The 23,807-nt window shown below is 46.6% G+C and carries 20 protein-coding genes; all 20 read right to left on the bottom strand.

Annotated elements, in window-relative coordinates; all coding sequences use genetic code 11:
- Positions 1 to 130: 130 nt before the first annotated feature.
- The 20 genes from G9F50_RS04870 to flhA all read right to left on the bottom strand — a co-directional run bounded on the left by G9F50_RS04870 (position 131) and on the right by flhA (position 23,792).
- On the bottom strand, positions 131 to 4,444 hold the full coding sequence (locus G9F50_RS04870; protein ID WP_132106025.1) for a PolC-type DNA polymerase III: 4,314 nt from the start codon (positions 4,442 to 4,444) through the stop codon (positions 131 to 133).
- A gap of 111 nt (positions 4,445 to 4,555) precedes the next feature.
- Entirely contained in the window at positions 4,556 to 6,250 is a 1,695-nt protein-coding gene (gene proS / locus G9F50_RS04865) for a proline--tRNA ligase (protein ID WP_060561684.1), read from the bottom strand.
- Between the two features lie 31 nt (positions 6,251 to 6,281).
- A complete protein-coding gene (gene rseP / locus G9F50_RS04860; RefSeq protein WP_007611459.1) occupies positions 6,282 to 7,550 on the bottom strand; it encodes an RIP metalloprotease RseP in 1,269 nt (422 codons plus the stop codon).
- Between the two features lie 6 nt (positions 7,551 to 7,556).
- Complete coding sequence (gene dxr / locus G9F50_RS04855) at positions 7,557 to 8,708, bottom strand: 1-deoxy-D-xylulose-5-phosphate reductoisomerase (RefSeq protein ID WP_003154208.1); 1,152 nt, start codon at positions 8,706 to 8,708, stop codon at positions 7,557 to 7,559.
- A gap of 55 nt (positions 8,709 to 8,763) precedes the next feature.
- Positions 8,764 to 9,561 carry a phosphatidate cytidylyltransferase gene (locus tag G9F50_RS04850; protein ID WP_007409796.1) on the bottom strand — a complete coding sequence of 266 codons (798 nt, stop codon included), beginning with the start codon at positions 9,559 to 9,561 and terminating at the stop codon, positions 8,764 to 8,766.
- A 3-nt stretch (positions 9,562 to 9,564) separates the two neighbouring features.
- The gene (locus G9F50_RS04845) at positions 9,565 to 10,347 is read right to left on the bottom strand and encodes an undecaprenyl pyrophosphate synthase (protein ID WP_007611457.1); all 783 of its coding nucleotides are present in this window, start codon (positions 10,345 to 10,347) and stop codon (positions 9,565 to 9,567) included.
- Positions 10,348 to 10,472: 125 nt separating this feature from the next.
- Positions 10,473 to 11,030, bottom strand: coding sequence for a ribosome recycling factor (gene frr / locus G9F50_RS04840; RefSeq protein ID WP_003154212.1), 558 nt, complete (start codon positions 11,028 to 11,030; stop codon positions 10,473 to 10,475).
- A gap of 2 nt (positions 11,031 to 11,032) precedes the next feature.
- The gene (pyrH, locus tag G9F50_RS04835; RefSeq protein ID WP_003154213.1) at positions 11,033 to 11,755 is read right to left on the bottom strand and encodes a UMP kinase; all 723 of its coding nucleotides are present in this window, start codon (positions 11,753 to 11,755) and stop codon (positions 11,033 to 11,035) included.
- 145 nt (positions 11,756 to 11,900) lie between these two features.
- Positions 11,901 to 12,782, bottom strand: coding sequence for a translation elongation factor Ts (tsf, locus tag G9F50_RS04830; RefSeq protein ID WP_007611455.1), 882 nt, complete (start codon positions 12,780 to 12,782; stop codon positions 11,901 to 11,903).
- 99 nt (positions 12,783 to 12,881) lie between these two features.
- Positions 12,882 to 13,622 carry a 30S ribosomal protein S2 gene (gene rpsB, locus G9F50_RS04825; protein ID WP_003154215.1) on the bottom strand — a complete coding sequence of 247 codons (741 nt, stop codon included), beginning with the start codon at positions 13,620 to 13,622 and terminating at the stop codon, positions 12,882 to 12,884.
- A 143-nt stretch (positions 13,623 to 13,765) separates the two neighbouring features.
- Positions 13,766 to 14,233, bottom strand: a complete 468-nt coding sequence (locus tag G9F50_RS04820; RefSeq protein ID WP_060561685.1) for a DUF6115 domain-containing protein — start codon at positions 14,231 to 14,233, stop codon at positions 13,766 to 13,768.
- A 27-nt stretch (positions 14,234 to 14,260) separates the two neighbouring features.
- On the bottom strand, positions 14,261 to 15,025 hold the full coding sequence (gene sigD / locus G9F50_RS04815; protein WP_003154217.1) for an RNA polymerase sigma-28 factor SigD: 765 nt from the start codon (positions 15,023 to 15,025) through the stop codon (positions 14,261 to 14,263).
- A 26-nt stretch (positions 15,026 to 15,051) separates the two neighbouring features.
- Complete coding sequence (cheD, locus tag G9F50_RS04810; protein ID WP_060561686.1) at positions 15,052 to 15,552, bottom strand: chemoreceptor glutamine deamidase CheD; 501 nt, start codon at positions 15,550 to 15,552, stop codon at positions 15,052 to 15,054.
- Positions 15,549 to 16,178, bottom strand: coding sequence for a CheY-P phosphatase CheC (gene cheC / locus G9F50_RS04805; RefSeq protein ID WP_003154222.1), 630 nt, complete (start codon positions 16,176 to 16,178; stop codon positions 15,549 to 15,551). Before cheC ends, cheD begins: the two co-directional genes overlap by 4 nt.
- 15 nt (positions 16,179 to 16,193) lie before the next feature.
- Positions 16,194 to 16,667, bottom strand: a complete 474-nt coding sequence (gene cheW / locus G9F50_RS04800; RefSeq protein WP_003154225.1) for a chemotaxis protein CheW — start codon at positions 16,665 to 16,667, stop codon at positions 16,194 to 16,196.
- A gap of 22 nt (positions 16,668 to 16,689) precedes the next feature.
- A complete protein-coding gene (cheA, locus tag G9F50_RS04795) occupies positions 16,690 to 18,708 on the bottom strand; it encodes a chemotaxis protein CheA (protein ID WP_060561687.1) in 2,019 nt (672 codons plus the stop codon).
- Between the two features lie 5 nt (positions 18,709 to 18,713).
- Positions 18,714 to 19,781: a protein-glutamate methylesterase/protein-glutamine glutaminase gene (locus tag G9F50_RS04790; RefSeq protein ID WP_060561688.1), complete on the bottom strand. Its 1,068-nt coding sequence runs from the start codon at positions 19,779 to 19,781 to the stop codon at positions 18,714 to 18,716.
- Positions 19,778 to 20,671 carry a MinD/ParA family protein gene (locus G9F50_RS04785; RefSeq protein ID WP_015239860.1) on the bottom strand — a complete coding sequence of 298 codons (894 nt, stop codon included), beginning with the start codon at positions 20,669 to 20,671 and terminating at the stop codon, positions 19,778 to 19,780. Before G9F50_RS04785 ends, G9F50_RS04790 begins: the two co-directional genes overlap by 4 nt.
- Complete coding sequence (flhF, locus tag G9F50_RS04780; RefSeq protein WP_060561689.1) at positions 20,668 to 21,759, bottom strand: flagellar biosynthesis GTPase FlhF; 1,092 nt, start codon at positions 21,757 to 21,759, stop codon at positions 20,668 to 20,670. Before flhF ends, G9F50_RS04785 begins: the two co-directional genes overlap by 4 nt.
- Complete coding sequence (gene flhA / locus G9F50_RS04775; protein ID WP_007409788.1) at positions 21,759 to 23,792, bottom strand: flagellar biosynthesis protein FlhA; 2,034 nt, start codon at positions 23,790 to 23,792, stop codon at positions 21,759 to 21,761. The genes flhF and flhA overlap by 1 nt, the downstream gene beginning before the upstream one ends.
- Positions 23,793 to 23,807: the final 15 nt, after the last annotated feature.

Genomic DNA, 23,807 nt, shown 5'->3' with positions numbered 1-23,807 from the left:
TGCCTGTTCAATACAAAAGAGCGGGTTTCCCCACTCTTTGCCTCGGTAATCGTTAGCATTTCCAATAAAACTATACCATAACCATATATTTAATGCAAATCAAACTCCGCTCGGAGGCTGTGCACAAAGCTTAAAACAGAGACAGCTGATTTTGGTCCGGAAGCGACTCAAGACAGCCGTGACGGTCTAAATACTCTAAAATGGTTTTTGACACTTTTCCTCGTTTTTGAAGATCCTCTTTTGAAAGGAACTCCCCTTCTTTCCGCGCTTTCACAATATTGAGAGCGGCGTTGGTTCCGAGTCCCGGAATTGAGTTGAACGGCGGGATGAGACTGTTGCCGTCAATGATAAATTCCGAAGCGCTCGAACGGTATAGATCGACCTTCTGGAAGGAATAGCCGCGCTCACACATTTCAAGCGCAAGCTCTAACACGGTAAGGAGGTTTTTCTCCTTCGGCGAAGCATCAAGCCCTTTAGAGCTGATATCATCCATCACCGCTCTGATGGCAGTCGAGCCTTTAATCATTGTATCAATGTCAAAGTCATCTGCGCGGACGGTAAAATACGCAGCATAATATAAAAGCGCGTGATGCACTTTAAAGTATGCAATCCGCACCGCCATCAGCACGTATGCGGCGGCGTGGGCTTTCGGGAACATGTATTTGATTTTTTTGCATGAATCAATATACCAGTTCGGCACATTGTTCTTTTTCATTTCTTCTTCCCATTCCGGCGTCAGGCCTTTGCCTTTACGGACGAATTCCATGATTTTAAAGGCCAGTGAAGGCTCAAGGCCCTGATAGATCAAGTAAACCATAATGTCATCACGGCAGCCGATCACTTCGCTAAGTTCACACGTATTGTTGTGTATCAGTTCCTGCGCATTGCCGAGCCATACGTCCGTTCCGTGAGAAAGCCCGGAAATCTGGACAAGCTCGGAGAACGTCGTCGGCTTCGTATCCTCAAGCATCTGCCGCACAAATCGCGTCCCGAATTCAGGAATGCCGAGCGTCCCCGTTTTACAGCCGATCTGCTCTTCAGTGACGCCGAGCGATTCTGTGCCTTGGAAAATCTTCATAACTTCCGGATCATCTGTCGGAATCGTCTTCGGATCAATTCCGCTTAAATCCTGGAGCATCCGGATGACTGTCGGATCATCGTGCCCCAATATATCAAGCTTCAGCAGGTTGTCATGAATGGAGTGGAAGTCAAAATGAGTCGTTTTCCATTCAGACCCCGTCGCATCTGCCGGGAATTGTATCGGTGAAAAATCGTAAATATCCATGTAATCCGGGACAACGATAATCCCCCCCGGGTGCTGGCCGGTCGTTCTCTTAACGCCGGTGCAGCCTTGAACCAGACGGTCGATCTCCGCGCCGCGCATGTGTAGGTTGTGATCGCCCGCATAGCCTTTCACATATCCGTAAGCCGTCTTTTCCGCGACGGTGCCGATCGTTCCCGCGCGATACACGTTATCTTCACCGAACAATACTTTCGTGTAGTTATGGGCATGGGGCTGATACTCACCTGAGAAGTTCAAGTCGATATCGGGTACTTTGTCACCTTTAAAGCCTAAGAACGTTTCAAACGGGATATCATGTCCGTCCTTTTTCAAAGGTGTACCGCAAGACGGGCAGCTTTTATCCGGAAGGTCAAAACCGGAACCGACTGATCCGTCATTAAAGAATTCGGAATATCGGCAGCTCGGGCACACGTAGTGCGGAGCGAGCGGGTTCACTTCAGTGATTTCCGTTAAGGTCGCCACAAGCGATGAACCGACGGACCCCCGGGAGCCGACGAGATAACCGTCATCCAGAGACCGTTTTACAAGCTTATGAGAGATGAGATAAATAACGGCGAATCCATGACCGATGATACTTTTTAATTCTTTTTCTATTCTCGCTTCCACAATTTCGGGAAGCTCTTCACCGTAAATGCTTCTGGCGCGCTGATAGCTCATTTCACGGATTTCTTCATCAGCCCCGTCAATTTTCGGCGTGTACAGATCGTCTTTGATCGGTTTGATCTCATCAATCATCGAAGCGACTTTCTGCGTATTGTCAACCACGATTTCTTTCGCTTTTTCCGCACCGAGGAAGGAGAAAGCCTCCAGCATTTCATCTGTCGTTCTGAAGTGCACTTTAGGCAGTTCGTGTCTGTTTAACGGGTTGGCGCCGCCTTGGGAAGATATTAAGATCTTCCGGTAAATTTTATCCTCATCGTTTAAATAGTGGACATTTCCCGTAGCCACGACCGGCTTATTCAATTTTTCTCCGAGCTTTGTAATGTTGGCGATGATTTCTTTCAGCGCTTTTTCATCCCGGACGAGCTCAAGCTGCAGAAGGTGTCTGTATACTTCCGGCGGCTGCACTTCAAGATAATCATAGAAGGATGCGATATCTTCAACCTCTTCAGGAGATTTTTGCATCATGCCTTCAAAGACCTCTCCCCTGTCACAGGCAGAACCGATTAACAGACCTTCTCTGTATTTATTAAGCTGCGACCTCGGAATGCGCGGCACTCTGTAGAAATATTGAATATGAGAAATGGACACGAGCTTAAACAGATTTTTAAGGCCGGTCTCATTCACGGCAAGCAATGTAGCGTGATAAGGCCTTGATCTCTGATAAGCATTGGATTGTCCCATATTCTCATTCAGCTGATCATGATAAAAAATGTCTTTTTCAGCGGCATCTTTGAGCATTTTCAACAGCAGGTAGCCCGTTGCTTCAGCGTCAAAGACCGCTCGGTGATGCTGGGTTAATTCGATATCAAACTTCTTACATAACGTATTTAAGCGGTGATTTTTAAACTCAGGATACAGGAAACGCGCGAGTTCCAGCGTATCAATGACCGGATTTTTCGCTTTTTCCGTTTTCAAAAGACGCTTGTACGCCACATTTAAAAATCCCATATCAAAGCTGGCGTTATGAGCCACAAGCACGTCATCGCCGATCCATTCTTTAAAATCCCGTACGACGTCAACGACATCGGGAGCGTCGCGGACCATGTCATCCGTAATACCGGTAAGCTCGATCGTCGTTGCTGACAGCGGATGGTGCGGATTGGCGAACGCTTCGAATTTATCGATGATTTCTCCGCCTCTTATTTTGACTGCGGCAAGCTCAATGATGGTGTCATACACTGCGGACAGACCTGTCGTTTCAACGTCAAAGACAACGTATGTGTCTTCTTCCAGAAGACGGTGAGCTGGATTGTATGCGATCGGAACGCCGTCATCTACGATATTGGCTTCCATTCCGTAAATCATTTTAATGCCGTGTTTTTTCGCGGCGGAATAGGCATCTGGGAAAGACTGCACAACGGCATGATCAGTTAACGCAATCGCTTCATGTCCCCATTTTTTCGCCTGTTCGACAAGCTTTCCGATGCTCGTTACAGCATCCATTTGGCTCATCGGAGAATGCAGATGAAGCTCAACCCGTTTTTCGCCTTCAGGAGCGGTGTCTTCACGGGTTTTGGCTTTTATTTCATTCACGTCATTTGCAATCATGACGAGGTCTCTAACGAATGTATCGTTTTGAATGCTTCCCCGCGCCTTCACCCACATGCCTTTTTTCAGCGTTTTCATCAAAGCGGCGTCTTCTTTTTCTCTGGCGAACATTTTTACTAAAATGCTGTTTGTATAGTCCGTGATTTTGAAAATGCAGAGCGTGCGTCCGCTTTTCAGCTCGCGTGTTTCAGCATCAAACACAAACCCCTGCACCGTAATTCTTCTTTCTTCATCCATGATGCTGTCAAGCGTCCGGATTTCTTCGTTCTCTTTAATTTGATAGCCGATGACAAGCGGTCCGGACGGTGCCTGATCCTCATCGCCCTCTTTTTCCTTCTTCTCCATCTCGATAAGCGCCTGCATCGCCCGCTCCTGATCTTCAGCAAGCTTTTGCTCGCGGAATTTCTGGACTTCTTGGTCAGATACGAAAATTTCGGTATCCAGCTGCAGTTCCGGAAAGCCGAATTGGCGGTAGCTGTGCTGAATCAGTGCGCTGTATTTATTTTTGAGCGCAGATGCTTCTGTATCTGTTTTTGTTTTCACGATCAGTTTGTTTCCCTTGAGCTTCGGCTTCTGCTGATTCAAAAGAGCCACCATCGGCGGCGAGGTTCCTTCAAGCTCTTCAATACAGCGTGTCCAATAATCCTGTACAAGCTCCTCTGTCACTGTAGGGTCGATGACCTGAACAGACGATGTGACACGGGCGATGTGAGCAAACGATTGTGTTAACCTCATCATGAATGAATCATATATTTGATACGGCAAAAGAGCCTTAAAGCGAAATTGGAAATGCCAGGCCTTTTCTGCTTTATGGATTGTCAGTTTATCAATCTCTCCGTCTTCAAAGTATGTCATGAAGGTATCATCTGTCATATTAAGCTGCTGCAGAAGAATCTGAAACTGTCTTCTGTTTACTGATAACTGTTCCATTCAGACAGTATCCCTCCCTTAAAACATCATAAGTGAAGGTACCTCCGCAGGTGATGAGGTACCTTCTTTTTTCTCTATTTTAACATGATTTTGTATGATTCGTTATGGTGATTACTTCGTCTTGATAAATTCAGAAAGCTCATCCACTGAAACTTCGGCAGATTCACCGGTTTTGCGGATTTTCACTTCTACGATGCCTTCGTCGGCACGTTTTCCGACAGTGATGCGGATCGGAAGGCCGATCAGATCAGAATCAGCAAACTTCACGCCTGCGCGTTCAGCGCGGTCATCGTATAATACCTCATAACCTTCCGCCTGGAATTTGCCGTAAAGCTGTTCAGCAAGCTCTTTTTGCGCTTCGTTTTTCATATTCAGCGCCAAAATATGAAGGTCATACGGAGCAACGCTTTTCGGCCAGATCAAGCCTTTTTCGTCGTGATGCTGTTCAGCGATGGCTGAAAGCGTTCTGGACACGCCGATTCCGTAACATCCCATCAGCATCGGCTGCGCACGCCCGTTTTCATCAAGGTATGTCGCATTCATCGCTTCAGAGTAACGCGTGCCGAGTTTAAAGACTTGTCCGACCTCAATCCCTTCAGCGAAACGGATCGTGCCTTTTCCGTCAGGTGACGGATCGCCTTCCTGAATGATTCGAAGATCGGCATACGCTTTTACTGACGCGTCACGTTCGATGTTTACGTTTCGGTAATGACGGTCTTTTTCATTCGCGCCGCTAACGGCGTTTACCATTACTTTTACGGCTTGGTCGGCATAAATCTCAATGTCGCCGGCAGCGCCGATCGGCCCCGCAAATCCCGGCTCCGTGCCAAGTTTCTCTGCTACTTCTTCATGAGACGCAAGCTCAACCACTTCCGCGTTCAGAAGGTTTTTCACTTTCACGTCATTGACCTCATGATCGCCTCTTACTAACACGAGAACAAATCGGTCATCAGCTTTAAACAGCATTGATTTGATGCAGGCGCTCGGCTCGATCTGCAAGAACGAAGCGAGCTCTTCAATGCTTTTGATATTCGGCGTATCAATTTTTTCCAATGCCTCGGGGGTTTCATCTGACGGCTCGCTGTTCATGACAACTTCCGCCATTTCCGTATTGGCTGCGTAAGAGGATCCATCGGAATAAGCGATGGTATCTTCCCCTATTTCAGAAAGAGCCATAAATTCATGCGTGTCTTTTCCGCCCATCGCGCCCGAGTCGGCAATAACGGGACGGACGTTTAATTCACAGCGTGCGAAAATGCTGCTGTATGCGCCGTACATGTTTTGGTATGTTTCCTCAAGACTTTCTTCAGAAGCATGGAAAGAATACGCATCTTTCATGATGAATTCGCGTCCGCGCAATAAGCCGAAACGCGGGCGTTTTTCATCTCTGAATTTAGACTGGATCTGGTAAAGAGTGAGCGGCAGACGCTTATAAGATTTCACCTCATCGCGCACGAGAGAAGTAATGACTTCTTCATGTGTCGCGCCTAAAGCAAATTCACGGCCGTGGCGGTCTTTCAGACGCATTAATTCAGGCCCGTACGTATACCACCTGCCTGATTCCTGCCATGTTTCAGCCTGCTGAAGGGCCGGCATCAGCATTTCCACCGCGTTGATTTTTTCCATTTCTTCACGCACGATCTTCTGAATGTTTTGAATGACCCTGTAAGCCAGGGGCATATAGCTGTAAACCCCACTCGTATTTTGTCTGATAAATCCCGCTCTCAGCAGAAGCTTATGGCTTTTTGCTTCAGCATCAGCCGGCACTTCTCTCAGGGTCGGAATAAGCGTCAAACTTTGTCTCATGTCTTCGCACCTCTGATTTTTTACTAGTCAATTATAAGAATAAACGCTGGATATCGTTCCATGTGACAACCAGCATAAGAAGCATTAAGAAAGCTACGCCGATAAATACGACAAATGCTTCCTTGTCACGGTTTATCGGCTTGCCGCGGATTGCTTCAATGAATAAAAACAGCAGCCGCCCGCCGTCAAGCGCCGGTATCGGCAGCAGGTTGACGATTCCCAGGTTGATGCTTAAAAACGCCGCAAACTGGAATAGGTTGATAATACCGGTTTTTGCAACTTGATCCGTCATATCATAAATGCCGACAGGACCCGAAAGCATATCAAGCTTAAACTGGCCTGTCACAAGTTTGCTCAGATTGGTCAGGATCGCTTTTGTGACATCAACGGTAGATGTCGCGCCGTAGGCAATCGCTGCAAGCGCCCCTTTTTCAGTCGGCGCATAAGAGCCGAAGCGGCCGATTGTTTTTTTATTTTCATCTTTTACAGCTTCAGGTGTAACCGAGATATGAAACGATTTGCCGTCCCGTTTGACGGCGACATCGATTTTTTTTCCGGGATTTTCTTTTACCGCTGTCACGATGTCGGTCCATGACCTCATTTTTTCACCGTTAATGCTCTGGATATAGTCGCCTTCTTTTAAACCGGCAGCCGCTGCGCGTCCATTGTCTGTCAGCTTCCCGAGCTCAGGCTGATTCGAAGGCACGCCTTGAATGAATCCGAGCATGACGAGAATGACATACGCTAAGATGAAGTTCATTATCGGACCGGCAGCAATCGCCTTAATCCGCTTCCATACGGGTTTAGACCCGAATTGTCGATTGTAAGGCGCAATCTGCACTTCTTCTCCGTCTACGATAAAAAAAGAGGTCTGACTGACAGTAAAGCCCGCCAGTTCATCTTCTTTCCCCTGCTCGTACCCGGTAATCTTCATTTCGTGCTCAAGATCAGCCGTCTCCACCTCGATAATTAAAGCGTCGGGATATTTTTCCTTTTGATTAATGATGACTTTTTCCACTTCGTCATCTTTATTAAAAAGAAGTCCGACGGTATAACCGGGTTTGACTTCGATCATCTCCGGGTCTTCACCGGCCATGCGGACGAACCCGCCGACCGGAAGGAGTCTGATCGTATACACGGTTTCATTCTTTTTAAATGAAAAGATTTTAGGGCCGAAGCCGATCGCAAATTCACGGCAAAGGATTCCCGCTCTTTGGGCGAGCAATAAATGCCCCAGCTCATGGAAAAAAACGAGCGTTCCGAAAATAATAATAAACGCGATAACTGTATTCACGAACATACCACCTTATGTGAGTATTGAATTAACGTATCCCCGGGTGTCTTTGTCCACTTCTTGGATATCCGCAAGACTCGGATCCTGAATTACGCTGTGGCGGTCCAATGCTTTTTCAATCAGGTCCTCAATCGATAAGAATGAAATCCGTCCGGCAAGAAAAGCGGCAACGGCTTCTTCGTTGGCCGCATTTAAAACCGTCGGCATCGTTCCCCCTATTTTACCTGATTCAAAGGCAAATTGTAAGCAGCGGAACCTTTCAAAGTCAGCTTTCGCAAAATGGAGGCTTCCGATCTCCCATAATTCAAGCCTTTTTGTTTCAGGCAGAGGCAGCCGGTCCGGATATGTCAGCGCATATTGAATCGGCACCCTCATGTCCGGATTTCCGAGCTGGGCGATGACGCTTCTGTCGTGAAATTCAACCATCGAATGAATGATGCTCTCCTTATGTAATACAACGTCAATCTGTTCATACGGAATGTCAAACAGCCAATGCGCCTCAATGACTTCAAGTCCTTTATTCATCATTGTAGCCGAGTCAATCGTAATTTTTGCGCCCATCGACCAGTTCGGGTGGTTAAGGGCGTCGGCAATCGTTACAGACTCAAGCTCCTGCCGCGTTTTATCTCTGAAACTGCCGCCGGATGCCGTAATGATCAGGCGCTCGATATTTTTGCTCTGTTCGCCTTGCAACGCCTGGAAAATAGCGGAATGTTCGCTGTCGACCGGAAGAAGAGGAACACCGTATCGTTTTGCGTGTCCTTTCACTATATGCCCGGCAGTGACGAGAGTTTCCTTATTTGCAAGCGCAATTGTTTTTTTCTGTTCAATCGCTTTCAAAGTCGGGATTAAACCGACGCTTCCAAGCAGCGCATTGACCACGATATCGACTTCGTCCATGACTGCCGCTTCAATCAGGCCTTCTTCTCCGATGCCGATTTGACATTCATGAGAAAAAGACGCTTCTTTCACTTTTTGGTATGTATCCATGTCGCCGACTGCTACATATTTCGGCTGAAACGTTCTGATCAACGGGATCGCTTTCTCGGCGTTTTTACCGAAAGTCATCGAGACGAGACGGAACTGATCTTGATGCATGCGCAATACGTCTAACGTCTGCTCCCCTATTGATCCTGTTGCTCCTAAAAGACAAATATTCTTCAAAATGCCACTCCCATTCTATGCGTCCAGATCGGTCTTATTTTCATATTAGCCTTTCTCATGAAAAAAGCGCAAGCAGAAAGTATAAGAACGGCATGACAAACAAAAAGCTGTCAAATCGATCTAAAATGCCGCCGTGCCCGGGAAGGATTTTTCCCGAATCCTTCACATCATAGTGCCGCTTAAGCGCTGATTCAACCAAATCCCCGATCTGTCCGAACACAGACAAAACAAGCGTGATGACCAAAAGAACCGGGTATGAAATCGGAAGGTGCGCAAACAGCTGAAAAACAGCCGTAAAAATAAGGGCGATGACAATACCGCCGAGAAACCCTTCCACCGTTTTGTTGGGACTGATTTCGGGCCACAGCTTCCGCTTCCCGAGCGACTTTCCGACGAAATATGCGCCTGAGTCCGTTGACCATATGACAACGCAGGCATAAAAGATATACAAAAGCCCGTTTGTTTCAATGTTTCTGATTTCAATAAAATAATGAAAACACAGTCCGATATATACCGTCGCGAGAACGATAAACCCGACTTCGTCAAACGTAAAAGTGTTTTTCACGAGCACCGTATAGCTGAGCAGAATCAATACGGCGAAAATCGTTACTTCCATTTTCGCATCGAAAAAATGATACTTGTCCGGCATCATATACAGCCATAACAACAAGAGGCTGATCAGACCCGGAAAAGAAAAAAATCTGAGCTTTTTCATCCGCAAAAGCTCAAAAAGCGCTATACTTCCCATCACGTAAACAAATACGGTGAACGGCAATCCTCCGAAAATAACCAAAAATAAAAATAGTGCCGCTGCCAGAACACCCGTTAACAATCTTTGTTTCATTTCCACCATCCTCTAAATTCCGCCAAACCTCCGGCCCCGCTGTTGAAATTCTCCCACTGCCTGCAGAAAGTGATCTTCTTTAAAATCGGGCCACAGGACATCTGTAAAAACAAATTCACTGTAAGCCACCTGCCAAAGCATAAAGTTGCTCAATCTGATTTCTCCGCTCGTTCTGATGAGCAGCTCCGGGTCCTGGATTGATTCTGTCATTAAATGCCCGGAAAAGAGCGCTTCATCAATGTCTTCGATATTCAGCGTGCCGCTTTTCACCTGTTCAGCCAGTGCTTTTGCCGCATTGACGATTTCCGTGCGTCCGCCGTAGTTCAAAGCGAAATTGAGAATCAGCCCGTCATTTTGTTCTGTATCTTTTACGGCCTTCTCAATCGCCCTGTACGTATGAGAAGGGAGCGCGGATTCATCTCCGATAATTTTCACCTGTACATTTTCCTCTATTAATTCAGGAAGATACGTATTCAGGAACTCTTCCGGAAGCTTCATCAAAAAGTCGACTTCCATCTTCGGGCGCTTCCAGTTCTCCGTTGAAAACGCATAAAGAGTCAGAACTTTAACGCCGAGCTGACTTGCGAGCTTTGTCACCCTTTTTACCACTTTCATTCCTTCATGATGTCCTGCAATCCGAGGGAGTGAGCGCTTCTTCGCCCAGCGTCCGTTTCCGTCCATAATAATGGCAATGTGTGCGGGAATTTCACCCTTCAGTATGTCTTCTTTTGTATACCGTTCTAAGTTGGAAGCCGCATTCTGCTGATTCTTCCAATTTTTGAGTATGTTGAGCATGAGATTCCTCCGTCACCCAAAAAGGTTGCGTTGCTGATGATCAATGTAATCAACAGTATTAACAAAAAAACCCCCTGTAAACATGAGAGGGTCTTTTCACATTATCTATTGTACATAGTTTTTCATTAAACTTCCATGATTTCTTTTTCTTTGTCCTTCGTGACGCTGTCAATTTTTGACACATATTCATCTGTCAGCTTTTGAACGTCTTCACTGGAAGCACGAAGCTCGTCTTCTGTAATGTCTCCGTTTTTCTCAAGTTTTTTGAGGTCATCGTTGCTGTCACGGCGGACATTACGGACTGCTACTTTCGCTTCTTCCGCGTATTTTTTCACGACTTTGACAAGTTCTTTACGTCTTTCTTCCGTCAGAGCCGGGATCGCGATGCGGATAATTGTGCCGTCACTTGTCGGCGTTACGCCAAGATCAGCTTTCAGAATCGCTTTTTCAATATCGCCGATTGCCGTTTTGTCATACGGTGTGACAACAAGCATACGCGCTTCAGGCACATTGATGGAAGACAGCTGGTTTAAAGGTGTTTGGGCACCGTAGTATTCTACTGTCACTTTATCCAATAGAGATGGGTTTGCACGTCCTGCGCGGACTGACGCCAATTCGCGTGAATAAGCGGCAACCGCTTTTTCCATGCGTTCTTTTGTTTGTGTTAATACTTCGTTTGACAACGTTATTTCCCCCTTACGATCGTTCCGATTGATTCGCCGATTACGGCACGCTTAATATTTCCTTCTTCCATAATAGAAAAGACGATCAGCGGAATATCATTATCCATACATAGTGAAGAAGCCGTAGAATCCATGACTTCCAGCCCGTCTTTTAACACATCGAGATAAGATAATTTTTCGTATTTAACGGCTGACTCATCTTTTCTCGGATCAGCATTATACACACCGTCGACATTATTTTTCGCCATTAAGATCACGTCCGCTTCGATTTCAGCGGCACGCAGCGCTGCGGTTGTGTCCGTAGAGAAATAAGGGTTTCCTGTTCCCGCGGCAAAAATAACAACGCGTTTTTTCTCCAGGTGGCGGATGGCTTTTCTTCTGATGTAAGGCTCAGCGACCTGACGCATTTCAATTGATGTCTGCACTCTGGACTGAATTCCGAGCGTTTCCAGGCTGTCCTGCAGGGCAAGTGAGTTCATGACAGTAGCAAGCATGCCCATATAATCGGCCGTCGCACGGTCCATTCCTAAGTCACTGCCCGTTTTTCCGCGCCATAAGTTGCCGCCGCCTACGACTACGGCCACTTCGACGTCAAGCTCAGCGATTTCTTTTACCTGTTTAGCGATGGATTGGATGACAGTCGGATTAATGCCGTTTCCCTGCTCTCCTGCCAATGCTTCTCCGCTAAGCTTTAAAACGATACGATTGTATTTTGGTTTTTCCATAATAACCTCCAAGTGTAAACATTGCCGTTTCCTATTATGCAAGAGAAAAAAAGGTTTGTAAATATAGTTTTAAAAATAGGGAACACAAGTAGTGTCCCCTATACTGCCTGAAAAGCCGCGAAAGATTCGCCAAGGCTTTCCGCCATTATTTTTTCACTTGGTTCATAACTTCTTCAGCAAAGTTTTCTTGGCGTTTTTCAATACCTTCTCCAACTTCGTAGCGGACGTAAGTTTTAACAGATGCGTTTTTCGCAGCCACAACTTGTTTCACTTTTTCGTCTGGGTTTTTAACGAAAGCTTGGTCTAATAAGCAAATTTCTTCGAAGAATTTGTTCAGACGGCCTTCAACCATTTTAGCTACGATGTTTTCCGGTTTGCCTTCTTGAAGAGCTTGCTGAGTCAGAATCTGACGCTCATGGTTTGCTTCTTCTTCAGACACTTGGTCGCGGGAAATGTAACGAGGATTTACCGCTGCAACATGCATCGCGATGTCTTTTGCAAGATCTTCGTCAGTTGTTCCGCTAAGAACGGATAATACGCCGATGCGGCCTCCCATGTGAAGGTAAGCACCGAACGCTTCGCTGTCTTCTTTTGAAATAACAGCAAAACGGCGAAGAGTGATTTTCTCTCCGATTTTAGCAACGTTGCTTGTGATGTATTCTTCAACAGTAGAACCGTTTTCCATCTTTTGACCCATTGCTTCTTCAAGATCAGCAGGAGCGTTTGCAAGAAGGTGGTCAGCAAGCGTGTTCAGAAGCTCTTTGAAGCCTTCGTTTTTCGCAACGAAATCAGTTTCAGAGTTTACTTCTAAGATAACGCCTTTGTTGCCGTCAGTTTTAATAAGAGTAGAACCTTCAGCAGCGATACGGTCAGCTTTTTTAGCCGCTTTCGCAATTCCTTTTTCTCTCAGAAGGTCGATTGCTTTGTCCATATCTCCGTCAGTTTCAGTCAATGCTTTTTTACAGTCCATCATACCAGCGCCTGTTTTTTGACGCAGTTCTTTTACCTGCTGTGCAGTAATAGCCATTTGAATTCCTCCTTATATGTGTAAACAAGATATGTATAGATACATTTTTCTTGAAAAAAGGTGATAAAAGGCAGTCCCTCTTATCACCTTTTGATTAGGTTACGCAGTTGTCGTTTCTGTTTCAGGTGCAGTCTCTTCAGCAGCTTCCGCTTCTTCTTCGCCTTGCTTCGCTTCTAAGATAGCATCTGCCATTTTAGAAGTAAGAAGTTTGACAGCGCGGATTGCGTCATCGTTTGCAGGGATTACGACATCAATTTCATCAGGATCACAGTTTGTATCTACGATTCCGATGATAGGAATGTTCAATTTGCGAGCTTCCGCAACAGCGATGCGCTCTTTGCGAGGATCGATGATGAATAATGCATCAGGAAGATCCTTCATGTCTTTAATTCCGCCGAGGAATTTTTCAAGACGCTCTAATTCTTTTTTCAATTGAACAACTTCTTTTTTCGGAAGTACTTCAAATGTACCGTTTTCTTGCATTTTCTCGATGTCTTTCAGACGCTTAATGCGTTTTTGGATTGTTTCGAAGTTTGTCAGTGTACCGCCCAACCAGCGTTGGTTGACATAGTACATGCCAGAGCGTACAGCTTCTTCTTTAACAGAATCCTGAGCTTGTTTTTTTGTGCCGACGAAAAGGATTTTTCCGCCTTCAGCAGCAAGGTTTTTCGTGAAGTTGTAAGCTTCCTCTACTTTTTTCACTGTTTTTTGAAGGTCAATGATGTAGATTCCGTTACGCTCCGTGAAAATGTAACGCTTCATTTTTGGGTTCCAGCGGCGTGTTTGGTGGCCGAAGTGAACACCAGCTTCAAGCAATTGTTTCATAGAAATAACTGACATGTGATTTCCTCCTAATAAAATGGTTTTTTTCCTCCGCTTAGGTCATTTTTGTGCAGAACTGCCGTTTGCAGCACCCTCTGCATAAATCGTTAAGCGTGTGTATTTAACACCAAGACATAATATAACACAGCTTTATGCGACAATCAAGAATCCTTTACAGCTTTGCCGCGAAATTTTAAAAACAGCTCGATTTCTGTCTTTCCGCTCTGCATCCGTTTGGCGATTTCCGCGGGGGTGAGCCCTTGTTCATATAATTCTGAAACACGTTCTTCAAACGAATGCGCACCGTTGTTTTCATCACTTTCAGCCCGTTCCGTTGCACTGATGAGCTTTTCCATGTGGTCCGGAATAGCAGGCTCTTTTTTCGGTTCCGGCCGGGGTTCGGCGTCTTCTGCGTCCGGCGCTTGACGGCTTTTTGCGTCTTCGAGTCTTTCATTTTCTTCTTTCAGCTCAAGCAGAAACGCTGCAAGAGTGTTTTCCGTCTCTTCAAGAATCTTCTTCTGCTGGCGCTCCGTCTCCTTGAGGGCTGAAAACCTCGTGTACAGAATAATGACGGCATAAAGCAGTACGCCGTGAAGCACAAAGCTTAAAAGCCATAATAGTGTTGACATGTTTTTCACTCGCTAACCATGAGTTCATTATTGAATTACTTTTTCAAGCAGATGCTTTAATTTAAACAGCGCCTTTGAATGAATCTGTGAAATCCGCGACGTCGAAAGGTTCAGGACTTGTCCGATCTCGGTCAAAGTCAGTTCTTCTTTATAGAATAAACTGACGACAAGCTGCTCTTTTTCAGAGAGCTCGTGAATTTTGCCCGCAAGCTGAGCGATCAGCTCGTCCTTCATGATTTTTTCTTCCGGCGGCACATTTTTGTCATCTCTGATCATCACTTGAATATTCTCACCGTCATCCTGGTCGTGAAGCTTTTCATCAATGGATAAGAGATTGGCAAAAAACCCTTCATTCATCGTTGATACTACGTCCTGCTCCGTCATCCCCAGCTCTTCTGCGATCTCTGAAGGCGTCACATTCCGAAGGTAGCGCTGTTCAAGTTTTTCGATCGCCGCTTCGACTTTTTTTGTCTTCTCCCGTGAAGTTCTGGGCAGCCAATCTTCTTTACGCAGCCCGTCGATGATTGCACCGCGAATTCTAAACGAGGCATAGGTATCAAATTTTAAATCCCGGCCGGGGTCAAATTTTTCCAGGGCATCATATAAACCAAGCATACCAAGGCTCATTAGATCGTCTTTATGCACCGATTTCGGCAGTCCGACGGAAATTCTGCCGACATGATATGTGACCAGCGGCATGTAACGGCGCATTAAATCATCACCGGCTTTAGGATCTTTCCACTCTTTCCAGCGCGACCAAAGCACCTGATCTTCATAATTCAAGGATTGCATTGTTATCCCCCTACCTCATACCTTTATTAAATCGTTGTTTCACCTTGTTTAACAGTTCGAATGTGCAGCATGCAGGACTTTGGCTCAAATTCAATCGTCCGGCCGCTTGAGCCGCCCGTATCTTCACTGATGACCGGAATGTTATACAATGAAAGCTGCTCTTTGATGGCCGCTACATTCCTCGGACCGATTTTCATCAGGTCGTTTGTCATTTTAAACTTAAACATCTCCGCTCCCCCGGCGAGTTTTGCCTTCAGGGCAAACTTGCGGCAGCCGACTTTCAAAAGCATATCAATCGTCATCTTAACGGCGGTGTCCGCGTATTTTGCACGGTTGAGCTCCGCCGTTTTTGATAAACCGGAGTCCGGCAGCATGACGTGAACGAGTCCTGCCGTTTGTTTGTCTTTATCGTATAAAACCAGCCCCACGCATGAACCGAGTCCCGAGGTCCGGATTTTATCCGGGTAACGCGCGACTTGAACATCCGCAATCCCCACTTTAACGACTGCGGCTTCCGCACGGCTCATAAAGCCGCACCCAATGAGACGAAGAGCTTTTCAAAAGAATCATAGTCCGGGAGCATAAACATGTGGGCTTTGAGCTCCTGCCGGCTGCCCTGGTCAAAAATAGAAGTATCCACGACAATGGCATGCTCTCCGACTTGGCTGAGCTCCATCAGCCCTTCACTGATAACCGCGCCGAACATATCAAGTGAGATTTCCGGCACGCTCGGGTAAATCTCAAGCTTTGTCAAATCAGCCAATGCCGTTAAATAGGAACCTGCTAAAATATTGCCGAACTCATGTAAAGCAGAAGAACTCAAATGATCTTCACCCAACTGGTCAATATCAAAATCCGGATTTCCGATCAGCTCTCTGATAAACTGTTCCGCCTGATGGAAAGGCATGATGAGAAAGATAGAGCCGGTCATGTCGCCTTCCATTCTTAAAAAGATACTGGCGACCGGCGTTTCAGCCCCGCCGAAAAAATCAGCGAGCTCATCAAATGTCAATAAAGTCGCAAACGGCACTTCCATGTCTATCTTTCTGTTCAGCAGCTGAGCCATTGCAGAAGCCGAGTGACCCGCCCCGATATTTCCGACTTCCCGCAAAATATCCATCTGCTCTTCTTTGATCGCTTCAAACTTACTCATGTTGTCTTTTCCCCTTTAAGCATTAGGCTCTCCGGACGCAGATGCCGAAGCACCTTTATCCAGCACCGCATGCGCATCGATAATATTGAGGAGCCTGTTATCTTGCTTGACGATCTGTTTAATCCACACATCCGTTTCCTTTGTCTGGCTTTCAGGCGCGGATTCGATTTCATTTTCATGCACGGTGATGACGTCATTGGCCTCATCCACGACCCATCCGACATCGGCGTCACGATAAGAAATGATGATAATCCGAGTCTCTTCTGTGATGTCCTGTTCAGGCTGATTCAGACGTTTTCTTAAATCAAGAACCGGGGTAATCACTCCGCGCAGATTGATAACGCCGCGGATATAAGATTCCACACCTGGGACCCTCGTCGGTTTTTGCCACTTTTCAATTGATTTCACTTGGGAAACTGAGATAGCGTATTCTTTCCCGTTTATCATAAACACAATCATTTTTTCACCTGTTTTGATTTCAGCAGTCATTCGGGCACCTCCTCGTGTCGTTTTAGTAGATCAGCGCATTGCAATCAATAATCAGCGCCACTTCTCCGTTTCCGAGAATCGTAGCGCCGGAAATCGCAAAGACGCTTGTTAAATAGTCGCCGAGTGATTTCAGTACGACTTCCTGCTGTCCGATAAAAGAGTCCACGACAAAAGCAGTGGATTTATCGCCCTTTTTCACGACGATTACATGGAACTGATCGGCATCCTGTTTTGAATCCGTAATGCCGAATTCTTTTTTCAGATTGACGATCGGAACGATTTGGCCTCTGAAATCAATCACTTCTCTGTCATGCGTCTGCAGGATATCTTTCTTATCAATAACAGCCGTCTCTATAATAGAAGAAATCGGTATCGCAAACGTCTCTTCTTCCAGTTTAATGAGAAGAACGGATATAATTGAAAGTGTCAGCGGAAGCTGGATACTGAAAAGAGAACCTTGACCTTCCGCGGATTTGACACTGACAGAGCCGCCGAGTGATTCGAGTTTATTTTTTACGACATCCAGGCCGACGCCCCGCCCTGAAATGTCAGAAATTTGATCGGCAGTCGAGAAGCCCGGAGCAAAAATAAGCTCGTAAATCTCATTATCTTCAAGCGTTTCAGCATCACGTTCGGTGATTACACTCCGCTCGAGCGCTTTTTCAAGAATTTTCTTTCTGTTCAGGCCGGCCCCGTCATCTTCAACCTCAATAAAGACGTGGTTGCCGCTGTGATATGCCTTAAGCACGACATGACCTGATTCCGGTTTTCCTTTATTCACCCGCACTTCAGGCGATTCAATGCCGTGATCGATGCTGTTTCTGATTAAATGGACAAGCGGATCGCCGATTTCATCAATCACCGTGCGGTCCAGCTCCGTTTCAGCTCCGATGATGGACAATTCGATTTTCTTGTTTAATTCCTTTTGAAGCTGGCGGATCATTCTCGGGAAACGGTTAAAGACGGTTTCTACCGGCACCATCCGCATATTAAGAATAATAGACTGAAGGTCGCCCGAGATTCTGGTCAGGCGTTCAACGGTTTCAGTCAGCTCATTGTGGTCAAGCTCTTTGGCGATCTGCTCAAGACGTCCGCGGTCAATGACAAGTTCTTCAAAAAGGTTCATTGAAGAATCCAGTCTTTCAATGTTGACGCGAATCGTTTTCGAGCCGCTGTGATGCTTCGGCTGTTCTTCCGTTTTCGCTTGCGGCTTAGGCTGTTTCTCAGCCTTTTTAACCGGAGCTTCCTTCACCGGTTCAGCCGCTTGCGGTTTTTCGGCCGTTTTTAACGGCGCACCGGCAGAAATTTCGACATTCTCCACTTCTGAAATGCCGCTGATGAGTTCTTTAATTTCTTCAGCAGGCTGCTTTGTCAAGAAACACACCTGAAAATCCGTTCCGAAATCTTCCGTCTCAAGCACTTCCGCGGCGGGTATCGTTTTTGCGACTTCCCCGGCTTCATTCAGCTTTTCAAATATCATGTACACGCGCACGGCTTTGAGCATGCAGCTTTCATTCAGGGAAACCGTTATTTCATAGCGGCTGAATCCTTGCTCTTCCGCCTCTTCAATAACAGTCCGTTCGAACTCATCATAATTCCATTCAGTTGAAGCCTGTTGTATTGAAGCCGGCGGTTCTGCTGTTTCGGCTGAAGCCGCAGTCTCATGCACCGCATTTACGTCGAGCTTCGCACTCACTTCAGAAATATCACGTTTGCCGTCTCCTCCGTCAATAATGGACTGCACCATCTCTTCAAGATGATCAAGCGCTTCAAACAGCACGTCCAGCCAATCTGATGTAACGGTCATTTCTCCGTTGCGGATGGCGTCCAGCACATTTTCCATCAGGTGGGTTAAATGCGCCAGATCTGTATATCCCATCGTTGCGCTCATGCCTTTCAGCGTATGGGCAGCTCTGAAGATGTCATGCACAAGCTGAAGGTCTGCCGGATCTTTTTCCAACAGCAGCAGCTTTTCGTTACATGTCTGTAAGTGCTCTTTACTTTCATCAATAAAGACATCTAAATATTGATTCATATCCAATTGATTCACACCCTCTCTTTTTTCACACATCCGGTGATGGATGTCGCGATATCTTCCACATGTTTAATCTCATGAATGAGGCCCGCCTTTATCGCTGACTTCGGCATTCCGAACACAACACAGGATTCGTCCGATTCCGCAATCGTTTTAACGCCGCCTGTTCTGAGCATTTCTTTTACGCCCTCGGTTCCGTCGCTGCCCATGCCGGTCATAATGACGGCTACCTTTTCGTAATCGGATAAGCGGCTTGCCGACCGAAACAAATAATCGGCTGACGGTTTATGCCGGCTTTCCGTATCATGAACGTCAAGAATGATGCGGAGCCTTCCGCCCTCCTCTGCAACCGTCATATTTTTTCCGCCGGGCGCGATGTACACCCATCCGTCTTTCGCTTCTTCACCGTTTTCCGCTTCTTTGACCTGAATATCTGACAAATGGTTGAGTCTGTCTGCAAGTGAAGCGGTGAAGCCTTCAGGCATGTGCTGAACGACAAATACAGGCGCCTTTAAATCCTTCGGCAGTTTCGGAATCACCTTTTGCAGAGCCCGCGGTCCGCCTGTAGAGGTCGCGATGAATACGGCCTGCTTGGCTGATTTTGCTTTCGGTCTTTCAAATCCCGCCAAAGCCGGACGTTCCGGGATAGAAGACTCTTTCACTGCCGCCTCAGGTTTTTGTGCGCGGGACAGCCCGGCTGCAATCACCCTCTCAATCAGCTGCTCTTTAATTTTATAAAGATCAAGTGAAATCGCTCCGGAAGGCTTGGTGATAAAATCAAAAGCGCCCATTTCCAGGCAGTTGATCGTTCGGTCCTTCCCTTGCTGTGTCTGGCTCGATACCATGATTACGGGAAGTTTATATATGCTGATGATCTTCCGCAATGTATCCGTTCCGTTCATGACCGGCATTTCAATATCAAGCGTGACAACATCAGGCTTGAGAAGCTCTATTTTCTTCAGCGCCTCTTCCCCGTTTCTGGCTGTCCCGATGACTTCTATCTGCACTTCCGCAGCCAGAAAATCGGTAATCATCTTTCTCATAAAAGCTGAGTCATCAACGACAAGCACACGAATCACTGTAAAGTCCTCCTCAATAAAAAAGAAGATAATCTCTCAATAAATGCCGGTTTCTCTTCTCTTGGTTTGTTTTCTTCCGTTTGAAACAAGACATCCGTCAGAAGACGGACGGACCTGCTGGCTTTTGCTTGAGGACTTTTTATTAAAAAAGGCACCTGGTCAATGACGGCTTGACTTACTAACGGGTCATCGGGTATGGAGCCGGCGAAACGCACCTCCGCGCCTAAAAACGTGTGAATCGCATGAGAAAGGCGGTTGTACGTGTCCAGCGCCTGTTTTTGGGCGCGGGCGCGATTGACGGCAATGTTTACGGTCAGCCGTTCATCCGCGAGCAAAAGATGTTTGATCGCGCTGTAGGCATCCATAATGGCCGTCGGCTCAGGCGTTGTCACGGCGAGAATGTCTTCCGCCGATAAAATAAACGGCAGCTGTTCTTTTGAAAGTCCAGCTCCCATATCAAACAGAACGTAATCAAAATCGCTTAATACAGCGGAAAGACCATTCATAAAAGCCGCCCACTTCTCTCCGTCTGCTTGATAGATCGCCTCAAGCCCCGTTCCTCCGGATATGTAGCGAAGGCCTTTCGGACCGGAGGACAGTGATTGCGCCAATGCGTGCCGATTCTCCATCACATCAATAATGGTGCGGGAAGAAGCAGCGCCGATCAGCACATCAATGTTGCCCATTCCGATGTCAAGATCAATGATGAGTGCTTTTTTTCCTTTTTCCTGCAGGGCAACTGCCATGTTTAATGTTAAATTAGATTTTCCGACGCCGCCTTTACCGCTGATGACGGCTAATGTCTTCGCTTTTTTCTCATAAAGCTCCGGCTTGATCATTTGCCGCTCTCTCATTTTCCTTCTTAATGACTCTGCCTGATCGGGTTTCATGTCAAAAGCATCCTTACAAACTCTTTTGGTGAAGCCGATAGGATGTCTTCAGGCACATCCTGTCCATTTGTCAAATAGGCGGCGCCGATTCTTGATTCCGACAGCACTTGAAACACGGGGCCGAGTGAGGCGGTTTCATCCGTTTTCGTGAAAATGAATTGATTGACCGGCACACCTGAAAACTGTTTCAGCACCTGTTTCATATCGTCATATTTTGCAGATGCCGATAATACGAGAAAGGATTGTAAGCCTGATTCAAACGGAATCATCTCTTGTAATTCCGTAATATACTGCTCTTCTTTAAAGTTTCTACCGGCTGTATCAATGAAAACATGGTCATATTCAGCGAATTTTTCCAGTGCCTTCAGACATTCTTCCTTTGAATAGCATACTTCAAGAGGAGCCTGAAGCAGCTCCGCATATGTCTTCAGCTGCTCGACCGCGGCAATCCGGTAAGTATCCGTCGTCATAAAGGCAATTCTTTTATGCTCTGTCAGCATTGATGAGGCCGCGAGTTTCGCAAGTGTAGTCGTTTTACCGGCCCCGGTTGAACCGAAAAGCACGACGTATTTTGATTGAATCCCTTCCTGCCACCTGTCTGCCGAAGGGAGTTTTTTCACTAACAAATCCTGCAGTTTGGAGCTGACATTATCTTCAGTTAAATCTCCGGAAACAATTGAAGAACGGAGCAATTCACTGAGTACGGCGTTTTGCGTATGATCAGGAAGTCCGGCTTGCTTCAATAGTCTCTCGGCTTTTTTTAATGGTTCAGGGAACACTTCTTTATAATGCGCCAGTTCGCCGGAAATACTTTGATCCGGAAGACGCGGCGGCTGAACAGGCTCAGCTTTCTCCGCCGTTTCCGTCTTTTTCATTTCTTCAGCGGCAGCCGGCGGCGTTTTTCTCGCTTCCCTGACGTCACGATCTAAAACCGCTATCACTTCGACGGCCTGCTGCGACCGCAGCCCCAGCCATTTTCGTTTCTTTACTTGTTTGGAATGTAAAATAACGGCATCATTGCCGAGTTCCTTTTTGATTTGCTTCGCGGCATCCTGCATTGAAGCGGCTGTAAATTTTTTTATTTTCATTAAATATCCACCACTCCAATGCTTTGTACTTCAACATTTGCTTCCAGCTCATTATAAGAAAGAACCGGAAGATCAGGGAAATACCGTTCTAACAGCTGTTTTACATACATTCTGACAGCAGGCGAGCAAAGAAGAATCGCCGACTCCTGGCGGATGGAAAGCTGCTCGGCCTCTTTAGCGACAGAACGGATGATGCTGTCTGAAACCTCAGGGTCGAGTGACAGGTAATTGCCTTGTTCAGTCTGCTGTACCCCGTCTGCAATCGCTTTTTCCACCCGGCCTGAGCATGTAATGACCTTCAGCGTTTCATGCTCTCTCGCATATTGTGCCGTGATTTGTTTGGCAAGCGACTGTCTCGCGTATTCTGTCAAAAGATCTGAATCTGTCGTTAATCTTCCGTAATCGGCAAGAGTTTCAAAAATGGTCACCAAGTTTCTGATTGAAACTTTTTCTCTCAGCAATTTGGCAAGCACCTTTTGAATATCGCCGACAGAAAGAGGGTTTGGCGTGACTTCCTCAACAAGCACAGGATAATTTTCCTTCAGATGATCGATCAGCTGCTTCGTTTCCTGTCTGCCGACCAGTTCATGGGCATGCTGCTTAATTTTTTCTGTAATATGCGTAGATACGACTGACGCCGGATCAACAACTGTATATCCCAGCATGTCCGCTTCATCTTTTGCAGCTTCACTGATCCATTTTGCGGGAAGTCCGAACGACGGCTCTATCGTTTCAATTCCTTCAATGACGTCATCTTCAGGCGTCGGTGACATCGCTAAGTAATGATCTAGCAGGAGCTCTCCTTTAGCGACTTCATTGCCTTTAATTTTCAATCTGTATTCATTCGGCTGGAGCGCGATGTTATCCCTGATGCGCACAACCGGAATGACAAGTCCCAATTCAAGCGCAAGCTGACGTCTGATCATGACGATGCGGTCAAGAAGATCACCGCCCTGCCCCGCGTCTGCAAGCGGCACGAGTCCGTATCCGAACTCAAATTCAATCGGATCAATATGTAAAAGCTGCACAACGCTTTCCGGGCTTTTCAGTTCATCCGCCTGAGCCTCTTCTTCAAGAATTTCTTCCTCTTCTTCGCTCGGCTTATCCGCTTTGGACAGCATGTAAGCGCCGAATGCAAGCAGACCGGCGATCGGCCCCGTCAGCAGAATGCCGATCGGTGTAAGAAGACCGAGCAAAAGTACAGTTCCCGCAGCTACATACAAGAGCTTCGGATAAGCAAACAGCTGGCCTGTAATATCATGACCGAGGTTTCCTTCAGATGCCGCTCTCGTCACGACAATCCCTGTAGCCGTTGAAATGAGCAAGGCCGGCATTTGAGAAACGATACCGTCACCGACCGTCAGCATTGTAAAGTGAGACGCAGCTTCTTGTATGCTCATCCCCTGCTGCAGCATGCCGATTACGATTCCGAAAATAATATTGATCATCACGATGATGATCCCCGCGATGGCATCCCCTTTGACGAATTTGCTCGCACCGTCCATAGCGCCGTAAAAATCCGCTTCCCGGGCGACTTTTTCACGTCTGTGCTTTGCATCCTGCTCCGTAATCATGCCGGCATTTAAATCCGCGTCAATACTCATTTGCTTTCCGGGCATCGCATCAAGCGTAAATCTCGCCGCCACTTCCGATACCCGCTCGGCGCCTTTTGTAATGACGATAAACTGAATAATAATCAAGATAATGAAGACAACAAGCCCTACCAGCACATTTCCGCCGACAACGAAATTCCCGAATGTCTCAACAACCTTTCCCCCTTCTCCGTGAGAAAGAATCGAACGTGTCGTCGACACATTGAGCGAAAGCCGAAACAGCGTCAATAACAGCAGCAATGACGGGAATATCGAGAATTGCAGCGGTTCTTGCATATTCATTGTGGTGAGAAGCACGATCAACGCAAGAGAGATATTAATGATGATCAAAATACTTAACAACCATGGAGGGAATGGAATCACCAGCATTGCCACAATGAGGACAACACTTATTAAAACCGATAAATCTCTTGTTGACATGCTGTTTTTCTCTCC

The organism is Bacillus sp. EKM206B, assembly GCF_011066015.1.
Taxonomy (GTDB): domain Bacteria; phylum Bacillota; class Bacilli; order Bacillales; family Bacillaceae; genus Bacillus; species Bacillus velezensis.
The sequence above is the reverse complement of the archived record's forward strand: the minus strand, read 5'-3'. Positions and strand labels throughout refer to the sequence as shown.